Annotated in this window: 13 protein-coding genes; 9 read left to right on the top strand and 4 right to left on the bottom strand. The window is 65.8% G+C overall.

The window, feature by feature from the left end:
* The first annotated feature begins 14 nt into the window (after positions 1-14).
* The gene (locus tag JQK15_RS14920; RefSeq protein ID WP_214866237.1) at positions 15-1,979 is read left to right on the top strand and encodes a TonB-dependent receptor domain-containing protein; all 1,965 of its coding nucleotides are present in this window, start codon (positions 15-17) and stop codon (positions 1,977-1,979) included.
* A 42-nt stretch (positions 1,980-2,021) separates the two neighbouring features.
* Here JQK15_RS14920 and hemN read toward each other — a convergent pair whose 3' ends face one another.
* Complete coding sequence (hemN, locus tag JQK15_RS14915) at positions 2,022-3,329, bottom strand: oxygen-independent coproporphyrinogen III oxidase (RefSeq protein WP_214866236.1); 1,308 nt, start codon at positions 3,327-3,329, stop codon at positions 2,022-2,024.
* A gap of 136 nt (positions 3,330-3,465) precedes the next feature.
* Here hemN and JQK15_RS14910 point away from each other — a divergent pair, with 136 nt between their 5' ends.
* Entirely contained in the window at positions 3,466-4,137 is a 672-nt protein-coding gene (locus JQK15_RS14910) for an OmpW/AlkL family protein (RefSeq protein WP_004208552.1), read from the top strand.
* A gap of 80 nt (positions 4,138-4,217) precedes the next feature.
* On the opposite strand, the gene JQK15_RS14905 is transcribed toward JQK15_RS14910, so the two are convergent.
* Positions 4,218-4,721, bottom strand: a complete 504-nt coding sequence (locus tag JQK15_RS14905; RefSeq protein ID WP_010339656.1) for a GNAT family N-acetyltransferase — start codon at positions 4,719-4,721, stop codon at positions 4,218-4,220.
* 160 nt (positions 4,722-4,881) lie between these two features.
* Between JQK15_RS14905 and JQK15_RS14900 the strand changes: the two genes are divergently transcribed.
* The 6 genes from JQK15_RS14900 to JQK15_RS14875 all read left to right on the top strand — a co-directional run bounded on the left by JQK15_RS14900 (position 4,882) and on the right by JQK15_RS14875 (position 10,356).
* Positions 4,882-5,697, top strand: a complete 816-nt coding sequence (locus JQK15_RS14900) for a universal stress protein (protein WP_010339655.1) — start codon at positions 4,882-4,884, stop codon at positions 5,695-5,697.
* Between the two features lie 20 nt (positions 5,698-5,717).
* On the top strand, positions 5,718-6,863 hold the full coding sequence (locus tag JQK15_RS14895) for a sensor histidine kinase (protein ID WP_004208555.1): 1,146 nt from the start codon (positions 5,718-5,720) through the stop codon (positions 6,861-6,863).
* On the top strand, positions 6,860-7,477 hold the full coding sequence (fixJ, locus tag JQK15_RS14890; protein ID WP_097384563.1) for a response regulator FixJ: 618 nt from the start codon (positions 6,860-6,862) through the stop codon (positions 7,475-7,477). Before JQK15_RS14895 ends, fixJ begins: the two co-directional genes overlap by 4 nt.
* Positions 7,478-7,541: 64 nt before the next feature.
* Positions 7,542-8,300 (top strand): Crp/Fnr family transcriptional regulator, encoded by a 759-nt coding sequence (locus tag JQK15_RS14885; RefSeq protein ID WP_010339652.1) that lies wholly within the window; start codon positions 7,542-7,544, stop codon positions 8,298-8,300.
* Positions 8,301-8,423: 123 nt separating this feature from the next.
* Positions 8,424-9,290 (top strand): prolipoprotein diacylglyceryl transferase, encoded by an 867-nt coding sequence (gene lgt, locus JQK15_RS14880; RefSeq protein WP_004208558.1) that lies wholly within the window; start codon positions 8,424-8,426, stop codon positions 9,288-9,290.
* Positions 9,280-10,356: a class I SAM-dependent methyltransferase gene (locus JQK15_RS14875; RefSeq protein ID WP_502956823.1), complete on the top strand. Its 1,077-nt coding sequence runs from the start codon at positions 9,280-9,282 to the stop codon at positions 10,354-10,356. The genes lgt and JQK15_RS14875 overlap by 11 nt, the downstream gene beginning before the upstream one ends.
* 22 nt (positions 10,357-10,378) lie before the next feature.
* On the opposite strand, the gene gmk is transcribed toward JQK15_RS14875, so the two are convergent.
* Positions 10,379-11,044 carry a guanylate kinase gene (gene gmk, locus JQK15_RS14870; protein ID WP_004208560.1) on the bottom strand — a complete coding sequence of 222 codons (666 nt, stop codon included), beginning with the start codon at positions 11,042-11,044 and terminating at the stop codon, positions 10,379-10,381.
* 75 nt (positions 11,045-11,119) lie between these two features.
* On the opposite strand from gmk, the gene JQK15_RS14865 reads away from it, so the two are divergent.
* Complete coding sequence (locus tag JQK15_RS14865) at positions 11,120-11,671, top strand: DUF2585 domain-containing protein (RefSeq protein ID WP_214866235.1); 552 nt, start codon at positions 11,120-11,122, stop codon at positions 11,669-11,671.
* Here JQK15_RS14865 and JQK15_RS14860 read toward each other — a convergent pair.
* Entirely contained in the window at positions 11,668-12,024 is a 357-nt protein-coding gene (locus JQK15_RS14860; protein WP_069338002.1) for a hypothetical protein, read from the bottom strand. The two genes, JQK15_RS14865 and JQK15_RS14860, sit on opposite strands and share 4 nt — an antisense overlap.
* Positions 12,025-12,036: the final 12 nt, after the last annotated feature.

The raw sequence follows: 12,036 nt of genomic DNA, 5'->3' as shown, positions 1-12,036 counted from the left end.
AACAGGGGATTTCCATGCCATCCATCCATATGCTGCGGGCAACCGCGGCCCTTGTCGCGCTGACCAGCGCACAACAGGCGCTGGCCGCCGAAGCCGACCAGGATTCCAACCAGATCGTCGTCACCGCCGCCGGCCGTGAACAGGAGGTCCGCGACGCGCCAGCCTCGATCAGCGTCATCACCCGCGAGACGCTGGATGCCATGCCCTATCGCGAAGTGACCGATGCGCTGATGGAAATCCCCGGCGTCACCGTCACGCCGGGCGAAGGCAATAGCCGCGACATCTCGATCCGCGGCATGGCGCCGCAATATACGCTGATCCTGGTCGACGGTAAGCGGCTGTCGTCGCGCGAATCCCGCACCAATGGCGGCAATGTCAGCGAAGGCGGCCTGCTGCCGCCGCTCGAAGCGATCGAGCGCATCGAGGTGGTGCGTGGGCCGATGTCCTCGCTCTACGGATCGGACGCGATGGGCGGCGTCGTCAACATCATCACCCGCCGGATCAGCGACCATTGGCGCGGCAGCGCACGCGTCAACGGCACGATGCAGCTGGCGGACAATTTCGGCAATTATACCGACGGCAATTTCTATCTGTCCGGCCCCGTCACCAACGGCATCGGCCTGCAATTGCAGGGATCGATGAACCGGCGCGAGGGCGACACGGAAATCGGCGGCACGCCCGAGCGGCATGATGACAGCCTGGCCGGCAAGCTGGGCTTCAACCTCAGCGCCAACCACCAGATCCTGCTGGAGGGCGGCTATTATCGGCAGAAGGTGATCGAGGTTGCCGGCGAGACGACCGAGACATCGGCGACCGCGCCGCTCGGCACCGAAACCACCCAGACCCAGAAGCGCAAGGTCGCGTCGATCAGCCATAGCGGCCAATGGGGCTTCGCCAGTTCCGAATCCTATCTGCAATATGAGGATGCCGAACATATCGAGGCGCAGAAACGGATCAAGAACACGGTCGGCCAAAGCCTGTGGGTGATCCCGCTGCCGTCCAACACGCTGACCGTCGGCGGCTTTTATCGCTATGAGGATCTGTCGGACCTGACCGGCAACCTTTTGTCGGGATCGACCACCACCGGCACCACCCGCACCAGCTGGGCGCTGTTTGCCGAAAATGAGCTGAAGCTGCTCGACGGACTGGCGCTGACCGGCGGCATCCGCATGGACCATGACGAACAATATGGCGTCCACTGGACCCCGCGCGTCTATGCGGTGTGGAACATCACCCCGTCCCTGACGCTGAAGGGCGGTTATTCGCAGGGCTTCCGCGCGCCGAGCCTGCGCCAGACGATTCCCGACTGGGGCCAGACCAGCCGTGGCGGCACCATCTATGGCAATCCCGACCTAGAAGCCGAAACCTCCCGCACGATCGAGGCTGCCCTGCTCTTCTCGCGGAATGGCTTCAACGCCAGCGTCACTGCCTATGACACCCGCTTCAACGACAAGATCACGCGCGTGACCTGCGAAGTGGCGGGGGCCTGGTGCGTAGATGAACCGCTCAGCTCGATCGGCCGTCCTCCCACGACCTATGTCAATGTCGACAAAGCGCGGGTGCGCGGCGTCGAAGTCTCGGTCGATGTGCCGCTGACCCACACGCTGCGGCTCAACGCCACCGGCACGCTGACGGATTCGGAACAGCTGAGCGGTGCCAATATCGGCGCGGCACTCAACGACACGCCCAAACAGCAGGCCAGCGCCTCGCTCAACTGGCGCCCGGACAAGCGCTTCTCCGCCTTCGTGCGCGCCGTCTATCGCGGCGAGGAAGCCGTGACCGAGGCGCAGATCAGCGGCAATAATATCGTCTCGCCCGACTATACGGTGGTGGACATGGGCGCTTCCTACAAGATCACGCCCGCCTTCACCGTCCATGCCGGGGTGCAGAACCTGCTCGACAAGCGGCTCAACTATGACACATCGGGCTATCTGATCGACCCGGCCCGTGTCTGGATGGGCGTGGGCGTGCGCTTCTGATCCGACGTGCGATCGCCGGCCCGGCGAGGTCCGGGCCGGCGATCAGACCGCGACGCTGAAGCGCGTTTCGGCCGGACGCAGATAGGCATCGAAACAGGCGGCGATCGACCGGGCATAGGGCGCCGCGCCGGGTTGCAGCAGCAACTCGTCCCCCTCCCGCCGGAGCAGGCCGATCCGCTCAAACCGGTCGAGCAGCGCCGGCTCGGCAAGGTCGCCACAGGCCGCCCGGCCATCGCACAGCAGCCGTTCGATCAACGCGCCCCGCCGCTGGTCGTCGGCACTGCGCCGCACCCCACGGGCTGCGGGCAGCCGATGGTCCGACAAGGCCTCGCGATAGGCCCCCGCATTCTTCTCATTCTGGACGATCAGGTCGGGAAACTGGCTGATCGCGCTGGCGCCCATGCCGATCAGCGCATCGCTGTCATCCTCGGTAAAGCCCTGGAAATTGCGGCGCAGCCGTCCAGTTGCAGCGGCCACCGCCAGCGGATCGTCGGGCAGCGCGAAATGATCAAAGCCGATCGCCTGATAGCCGGCCGCCGTCAGCATCGCATGGCCAAGCTTCGCCATCGCAAAGCGCTGTTCGACACCCGGCAATTCGGTCGCGTCGATCCGCCGCTGTCGCGGCAGCAGGCGCGGCATATGGGCATAGCCGAACAGCGCGATGCGCGAGGGGGACAGGCGAATGCTGTCCTCCAGCGTTTGCGCCAGATCCGCCTCGCTCTGCCCCGGCAGGCCATACATCAGGTCGAACCCCGCCTGGATGCGCGCACGGGCCAGCGCGCCCACCGCCATCGCCACCGTCTCGGCCGGCTGCACCCGGCCGATCCGCTGCTGCACATGGGTGGCAAATGTCTGCACCCCCAGATTGACGCGCGTCACCCCGACCTTCGCCATGGCGTCGATCCAGGCCCGGTCGATCCGGCGTGGGTCCAGTTCCACCGCCATCGCCGCCGCGCTGGCGTCGAAGCAGAGCAGCAACTGATGATTGAGCCGGACCCAGTCGATCAGCGGCAGAGAATTGGGACTGCCGCCGCCAAAGGCGACATGGGTGACGCGTCCCCGTCCGCCGAGCCGCGCCGAGACCAGCGCCATTTCCCGCTCCAGCGCATCGACATAGGCGGACAGGCGGCGGGGCCGCGTTGCCGCACCGGTGTTGCACCCGCAATACCAGCAAATGTCATGGCAATAGGGGATATGGACATAGAGCGACAGGCGCGCGTCCGCCGGCATCGCGTCCAGCCGCTGCGCCATGTCGGCCGCGCCGACATCCTCGCCGAACTGGGCAGCGGTCGGATAGCTGGTGTAGCGCGGCACCGGCGCGGCGAGCAGGTCGGGATGATAGCGGAACATGGCGCCCCGCCTGCCATGGCGCCCGACGCCGAACATTGCGCAGGATCAAATCGCCGATTGCGCCGCATCAAGGAAGGCCGCTCCGATCGGGAGCAGAGCGCCATCACTGACCCACGATCAGGGATGGAGAAAAGACATGCACTTGAAAAAGATGATGATTGTCGCCGCGATGGGCGCCATGGGCACGGCGCTGGCCGCCGCCCCGGCCCAGGCCAAGCAGGGCGACGTGCTGGTGCGCGTGCGCGGCATCATGGTCGCCCCCACCGAAAAGAGCGGCAGCATCCTGCCCGGCTTCCCCGGCGAGAAGGTGTCGGTGAACAACGGCATCGCGCCCGAAGTCGACGTCACCTACATGGCGACCGACCATATCGGTTTCGAACTGATTGCCGCGACCACCAAGCATAGCGCCAGCGGCCGCAGCGGCACCACCGGCGGGATCGGCAAGCTGGCCTCCACCTGGGTGCTGCCGCCGACGCTGACGATGCAATATCACCCGATCGTCGAGGGCCATGTCCGCCCCTATATCGGCGCCGGCGTCAACTATACGCTGTTCTATAACGAGGATGCGTCGAGCGGGCTGGAGGATGCGGTCGGCAAGACCAAGGTTCATATGTCCGACAGCTTCGGCTGGGCCGGCCAGGTCGGCGTCGACATCGACCTCAACGACAAGATCTTCCTCAACCTCGACGTCAAATATATCGACATCGACACCAAGGTGCGGCTGACCACGGCTGCGGCCGGCACCCAGAACGTCAAGGTATCGCTCGATCCCTTCGTGTTCGGCGTGGGCGTCGGCATGCGCTTCTGATCCTCCGGGGGGTGGACCAGAAGGAAGGGGCCGGAGCGGATCGCCGCTCCGGCCCCTTCATCATTTCACCAGCGATGCGATCAGAAACGCTTTTCCAGGATCAACAGCGACGGCTCGTCATCGACGCTGCGGGCGACAAAACCCTGTTCGCGCTCCAGCTCGATCGCGGCATGATTGGCGCGGCTTTCGATCGCCTGGAGCAGACCGACGCCCATTTCCTGCGCGCGGTCGGTGGCGTGGCGCAGCATGCTCCAGCCCACGCCCTTGCCGCGATGGTCGGCGCGCACCGAAATCGCGACTTCGGCGCGGGTCCGGTCGGGATCGGCGGCCAGGGTCGCGGCGGCCAGGATGGCCCCCTTCTCGTCGGTCGCCAGGAAGGTCTCGCAATTGTCGGGGTCGCCATGGATCAGATCATGAATCTGCCCGGCGCTGACGCCCGGCGCGCTACTGAGAAAACGGAAGCGGCGATCATCATCGGACACGGCCGAAAAGAAATGGGCCAGCGCCTTGGCATCGCCATCCTGCGCCGGGCGCACCTGGACGCGAATACCGGTGCGGGTTTCCAGAATATCCTTGTCGGTCATGAAGAAGGCATCCCTTGCTATGATCGTTGCCCCCCGAATGTGCCATCGGATCGGCGATCGAAATAGGGAAATTTGCGGATAGAGACGAGCCGAGCGGGCTTCTAGGCAGGAAGACGATCATGCGGCGCTGCATCGGCGCCCTCTTGTCGGGACATGTTCGATGAAGACCATATTGCTGCATATCCGCGCGGACAATGGCATGGAAAGCCGGCTGCAGGCCGCGTTCGACCTGTCGCGTGCGACCGGCGCCCATATCAGTTGCCTGCAGATCGCGCCGCTGCCCGAACTGGTCGCCGCCGATCTCTATGGCAGCGGCTATCTGGTGCCCGAGGCGATCGATGCGGTGCGCCGTCAGGACGAGGAAATGCGGCGCGCCCTGGAGGAAAGGCTGCGGCGCGAGGGCATGGCGTGGGACTGGCATTATCGCAGCGGCGATCTGGTCCAGGGCCTGCTGGAAACCGGTCGCCTGGCCGACGCGATGCTCGTTTCCCTGCCGCCGCCGGGCCGCCGGCAGGCCGATGATCCGGCGCCGATCGTCGCCGACCTGGCGGTCAACAGCCGCGCCCCGGTGCTGGCAATCCCGAGCATGGCCAAGGGCTTTCGCTGCACCGGCCGCGCGATGGTCGCCTGGGACGGATCGCATGAGGCGGCGTCGGCGCTGACCGCGAGCCGCACCCTGTTGCGGGTGGCGAGCGAGGTCCATGTCGTCACCGTCGACGAGCGGTCGAAGCGCGATTTCCCGCCGACCGATGCCGCCGAATATCTCTCGCGCCACGGCATCGCGGTCGAGATTCACGAATGGCCGCGCAAGGATCGCAGCGTGGAAGAAGCGCTGTCCCATGCCTGCCAAGAACTGTCGATCGACTGGATGGTGATGGGTGCCTTTGGCCACAGCCGGCTGCGGGAAACCATTTTTGGCGGCGTAACCCGCTATATTCTGGCCGAAACACGGGTTCCGCTCTTGCTGGCGCACTGATTTACGGTCAGTGATCGGACATGGCGTTCAACGATGGCGATCCGCAGGATAATGCGACCAGCCGGGAACAGGCTCTGCTGGGATCGATCCTGGCAACGGTGCCCGATGCGCTGATCGTGATCGACGCGACCGGACATATCGTCTCGTTCAGCCCGGCCGCCCAGCGCATGTTCCAATATGCCGAGGCCGATGTGCTGGGCCGCAATGTCGCGATGCTGATGCCCTCGCCCGATCGCGAGCGCCACGATTCCTACCTGCAACATTATCATGATACCGGCGAGAAGCGGATCATCGGCATCGGCCGACTGACCACCGCGCGCCGGCGCGATGGCTCCACCTTTCCGATCGAGTTGGCGGTCGGCGAAGTACAGGACCATGGCGAAAAGCTGTTCACCGGCTTCGTGCGCGACCTGACCGATCGGCAGAAGGCCGAGCGACGCCTGCAGGATCTGCAGGCTGAACTGAGCCATGCCGCCCGCGTCACGGCGATGGGCACGCTGGCTGCGGCGCTGGCACATGAACTGAACCAGCCGCTGACCGCGATCGCCAATTATATGGAGGCGGGCCGCGACCTGCTGCGCACCGATGCACCGGTCGACCGCGACTTGCTGGGCGAGGCGATGGACGAAGCCGCGCGCCAGGCGATGCGCGCGGGCCAGATCATCCGGTCGCTGCGCGAGTTCATCCGTCGTGGCGAAGCCGATCGCCAGGCCGAACCGGCGGCCACGCTGCTGGCCGAGGGGGTCGCGCTGGCGTTCATCGGCATCGACAGCCGGGGCATCGACATGGACATCGTCGTCGACCCGCGCGTCGGCCGGGTGATCGCCAATCGGGTGCAGGTGCAGCAGGTCATCATCAACCTGGTGCGCAACGCGGTCGAGGCGATGGACGGCCGCAATCGCCGCATCCTGCGCCTGTCGGCGGTACCGGCCGAAGACGGACAGGTCGAACTCATCATCGCCGACAGTGGCCCCGGCCTCGATCCGGCGGTCGCGCGATCGCTCTTCACCCCGTTCAGCACGACCAAACCCGCCGGCATGGGCGTGGGCCTGTCGATCAGCCGCACCATTGTCGAGGGGCATGGCGGACGGATCTGGGCCGACGCCTCGCACTGGGGCGGCGTCGCCTTCCACTTCACTCTCGATTCTGCGGACCGCCTGCCATGAGCCTGCCCACCGACCAGCCCATCCATGTCGTCGATGATGACGAGGCGATCCGCCGGTCTCTCTCCTTCATGCTCAAGACCAGCGGCTTTGCGGTGCGGCTTTTCTCGGGCGGCACCGAATTCCTGAAGGAGGTCGGGACGCTGGAGGGCGGCTGCGTGCTGCTGGACGTGCGGATGCCCGACATTGACGGACTGGAAGTGCAGCGCGAATTGCGCGCGCGCGGCATGATGCTGCCGGTCATCATCATGACCGGCCATGGCGATGTCGGCATGGCGGTCGCCGCGATGAAGGCCGGGGCCACCGATTTCATCGAAAAGCCGTTCGAGAAGGCGGCATTGCTCGCCGCGATCGAAGCCGCCTGCGCGCAGGCAAGCGCCGACCAGGGCCGCAACAGCCAGCGCGAGACTGCCCGCGCCCGGCTCAACATCCTGACCGATCGGGAACGCGAAGTGCTCAAGGGCCTGGTCGACGGCCTGCCCAACAAGACGATCGCCTATGACCTGGGCATCAGCCCGCGCACGGTGGAGATTCATCGCGCCAATCTGATGCAGAAGCTGCAGGTCCACAGCCTGTCGGAAACGCTGCGCATCGCCTTCCAGGCGGGGCTTGAATAGGACAGAAAGTCCCATAGGGGATTTACGGATAGTGCCCGCCCTGCCGCCGCGCCAAGCAGCGGTCATGAACATGCATTTTGATCTCGCGCAAACCCTGCCCGGCGGCATGCCCGTTCCTGCCCCCTGCTCCGACGCCAGCTTCTGCCAGCGCTGCGAGGTGCGCGACCGCGCCATCTGTGCCACGCTGGAAGAGGATGAGCGCGGCGCGCTCAATCGCCTGGGCCGGCGCGTCACGATCGCGGCGGGGCAGACGGTGATGTGGGAAGGCGACGACGCCACCATCGTCGCCAATGTGATCGACGGCACGCTCAAATTGTCGGCCTCGACCGGCGACGGGCGCGAACAGATTGTCGGCGTGGTCTATCCGTCCGACTTCATCGGCCGCCCCTTCGGCCGCAGCACGCCGCACAGCGTCACGGCGCTCACCGACGCGCGCCTCTGCCTCTTCACCCGTGGCGCCTTTGACGGATTTGCCCGCGAGCATCCCGAGCTGGAGCATCGGCTGCTGCAGCGCACGCTCGACGATCTCGACCGGGCGCGCAGCTGGATGCTGCTGCTTGGCCGCAAGAATGCGCGCGAGAAGATCGCGACCTTCCTGCTCGACATGTCGCGCCGTCTGGCCCGCGAAGGCCAGCCCCCGCTCGACCGGTTCGACCTGCCACTGTCGCGCCAGCAGATCGCCGACGTGCTGGGCCTGACGATCGAGACGGTGAGCCGGCAACTGACCGACCTCAAGCGCATCGGCATCATCGCCCTGCCCGGCCGCCGCATGGTGGAAATCCGGGATCGCGCGGCGCTGCTGGACTGTAGCGAAGCGGCCTGAGCCCGCCGCTCCGGGCATGCCCGGCCTATTTGCCCCGATCATCCTGCAATCGGGATCGCCCCTCTTCATCTTGCCGGCCGCTTGTTCTATGGCCGCAGGCCTGATTGCCGAGGGAATGCCATTTTGATCCTGGACCTTGTCGCCGCCGCTTCGAGCGCCATCCGCTTCGACCAGCTGGGGCTCAGCCCCGTCGCCCTGGACCTGGGCTTCTTCACGCTCAAATGGTATAGCCTGGCCTATCTGGCCGGCATCCTGATCGGCTACTGGTATCTCTTGAAGCTCATTGCCCAGCCCGGTTCGCCGATGGCGCGGCGCCATGCCGACGACATGATCTTCTATGCGACGCTGGGCATCATCATCGGCGGCCGGCTCGCCTATGTCTTCTTCTACCAGCCCGAAATCCTCCAGCATCCGCTGGACATCTTCAAGCTGTGGAATGGCGGCATGTCCTTCCATGGCGGCGCGGCGGGCGTGTCGCTCGGCATCCTCTACATGGCGCGCAAGGAGAAGCTGAGCTGGCTGCGCATCCATGACTATGTCGCCTGCGTCGTGCCCTTCGGCCTGTTCTTCGGCCGCCTCGCCAATTTCGTGAATGGCGAACTGTGGGGCAAGGAAACCGACGTGCCCTGGGCGATGATCTTCCCGACTGGCGGCCCCTTCGCCCGCCATCCCAGCCAGCTCTATGAAGCCTTTTTCGAGGGCATCATCCTGTTCTGCATCCTCGCCTTCGCCTTCTGGAAGACCAAGGCGCGCTACAAGCCGGGCATGCTCGTCGGCCTGTTCGTCTTCTTCTATGGCGTGTTCCGCTTCGGCGTCGAATATTTCCGCGAGGCCGACGCCCAACTGATGGAATTTGCCGCCCGCACCGGCCTGCACATGGGCCAGTGGCTGTGCGTGCCGATGATCCTGGGCGGCCTCTACCTGATCGTCACCGCCAAGGGCCGGCGCGTGCGCGTGGAACCGATCGCGGGCAGCGCCAGTGTCAGCTGACGCCCTGCCCGGCGCGATGGGCCTGCCCGAGCGCCTGGCCCGCCAGATCGACGCCGGCGGACCGATCTCCGTTGCCCATTATATGGGCGAGGCGAACCAGCATTATTATGGCACGCGCGATCCGCTGGGGCTGGAGGGGGACTTCACCACCGCCCCGGAAATCAGCCAGATGTTCGGCGAACTGATCGGCCTGTGCCTGGCCGATGTCTGGCTGCGGTCGGGTCGGCGCGCCGATCCGCTCTATGTCGAACTGGGGCCGGGTCGCGGCACGCTGGCGGGCGATGCGCTGCGCGCGATGGAGGGGGCCGACGTCACCTCGCGCATCCATTTCGTCGAGACCAGCCCGACCCTGCGCGAGCGGCAGCGCGCCCAGATTCCCCATGTCGTCCATCATGACAGCGTGGAAAGCCTGCCCGACCAGTCGCCGCTGCTGGTGGTGGCCAATGAGTTTTTCGACGCCCTGCCCATGCGGCAGATGATCCGCGTCGGCGACGAATGGCGCGAACGGGTGGTGATCCGTCGCGAGGAAGAGGGCCGCTTCATGGCGGTGCCGGGCTATCGCCGGATCGAATCGGGCCTGCCGCCGATCGCCGCGCAGGCGCCCGAGGGCGCGATCATCGAAGTGGCACAGGCCGGCGCCACCGCGGGCTATGCCCTTGCCAGCCGGATCGCGCGCCAGGGCGGCGTCGCGATCATCATCGACTATGGCTATGAAGGCCCGGCACTGGGCGACACGCTGCAGGCGGTGAAGAACCACCAGTTCACCGATCCCTTCACCGATCCGGGCGAGAGCGACCTAACCACCCATGTCGATTTCACGATGCTGGCCAATGTCGCGCGCCAGGCCGGGCTGCGCGTCCATGGCGCGGTGACGCAGGGCCATTTCCTGCAGCATCTGGGCATTGATGTGCGCGCATCCGTGCTGGCCAAGGGCAGCCCGCAGCGCGCCGCCGAACTGGAGGCGCAGCGCCACCGCCTCACCGACGAGGCAGAGATGGGGACATTGTTCAAGGTGATGGCCTGGGTCCACCCCGACTGGGCCGACCCGGCAGGATTCGAGAAATAGCGGCCCCGTTGGCCGCTAGACCTCAATCTTCCTGATGATAGCGGCTGAGGCGACGGATGAAGCCAATGAGGCCGGTCTGGCGGCTGCGCTTCATCCGTTCGGCGTGCAGGATGGTGCGCACGCGCTCGAAACATTCCTCGACGTCGACATTGCACAGCACATAGTCATAGCCGTCCCAGTGGGCGATCTCGCCCGCGGCGCGCGCCATGCGGCCCTCGATCACTTCGTTGCTGTCGGTCGCGCGGCCACGCAGACGCTTTTCCAGTTCCTCCATCGAGGGCGGCAGGATGAAGATGCGGACCACGTCGCCGCCGGCAATCTGGTGCAGCTGCTGCGCGCCCTGCCAGTCGATGTCGAACAGCACATCCTTGCCGCTCTTGAGCATCGCCTCGACCGGCGCGCGCGGCGTGCCATAGCGCTGGCCGAAGACATGCGCCCATTCCAGGAATTCATGGTCGTTCGCCATGCGGCGAAACTCTTCCAGGTCGACGAAATGATAATCCTTGCCATCGACTTCGCCCGGCCGGATCGTCCGCGTCGTCGCCGACACCGACATCGACAGGTCCGGTTCGCAGGCCAGCAATTTGCGTGCAATCGTCGACTTGCCGGCGCCCGAGGGCGAGGACAGGACAAAGAGAACGCCGCGGCGCTTGAAATCGGGGGTGTCGGTGGGAATGTTGTCGGCCATGGCCGCTAGTGGCGTCGTGGACGGCATTTTGCAAGAGCTTGGGGGAGAAGAGGCTTGGCGCGATCGCGTAAAGGAATGAAACAGCGGGGCTTTATCCTCGCCCTGCTGATCGCGCTGGGGGCAGCGGCGATCCTCTATCTGATGGGGCGCCCGCCGATCTGCACCTGCGGCACGATCGAACTGTGGCACGGACCGATCGACAGCGGCAACAGCCAGCATCTGTCCGACTGGTACAGCCTCAGCCACATCATCCACGGCTTCCTCTTCTATGGCGCGACCCATTTGCTGATGCGCCGCAGGCCGCTGGGCATCCGCCTGTCGGTGGCGGTTGCGATCGAGGCAGCGTGGGAGATCCTTGAAAATTCGCCGATCATCATCGACCGTTACCGCACGGCGACGATCGCGCTCGGCTATTCGGGCGATTCCATCCTCAATTCGATGAGCGACATCGGCATGATGGCCCTGGGCTTCCTGTTCGCGTCGCGCGCGCCCGTCTGGCTGACGGTCATCGTCGCGATCGGTTTCGAGTTGCTCGCACTGGCGGTGATCCGCGACAATCTGACACTCAATGTCCTGATGCTCGCCTGGCCGATCGACGCGATCAAGGCCTGGCAGGGCGCGCTTTAGCTCGCCTTCTTGCGGGCGGCCCGCGCCTCGTCGATCAGGATCGGCTTGGCGCTGGCGTCGGTCAGCAGCTTGGTCGCCATCTTGCGGTCCGCCTCGCGCTTCGCCTCATAGAGCTTGCCCGCCAGATAGGCGCCGGTGAGGACCATGGCGCCGACCGGATAGCGCATGATGAGGCGCTTGGCCCCGGCCCCGGCGATCAGGCCGATCACGCCCTTCTTGCCCGTGTCGGCGGCGACCCGTGCGGCCACCACCGTCGCGCCGAGCCGCGCCGCCTTGCGAAACAGGCTCGACTTGCGAACGCGCGTCGCGGTGGACGGAAGCTTTGCGGCGGTCGGGGCGGGCGTTTTCTTCATAGGGGATTAATG

It is taken from the genome of Sphingobium sp. BHU LFT2, assembly GCF_018604485.1.
Lineage (GTDB): Bacteria > Pseudomonadota > Alphaproteobacteria > Sphingomonadales > Sphingomonadaceae > Sphingobium > Sphingobium yanoikuyae_A.
Note: the sequence above shows the minus strand (reverse complement) of the source record. Positions and strands in the feature narration are given on the sequence as shown.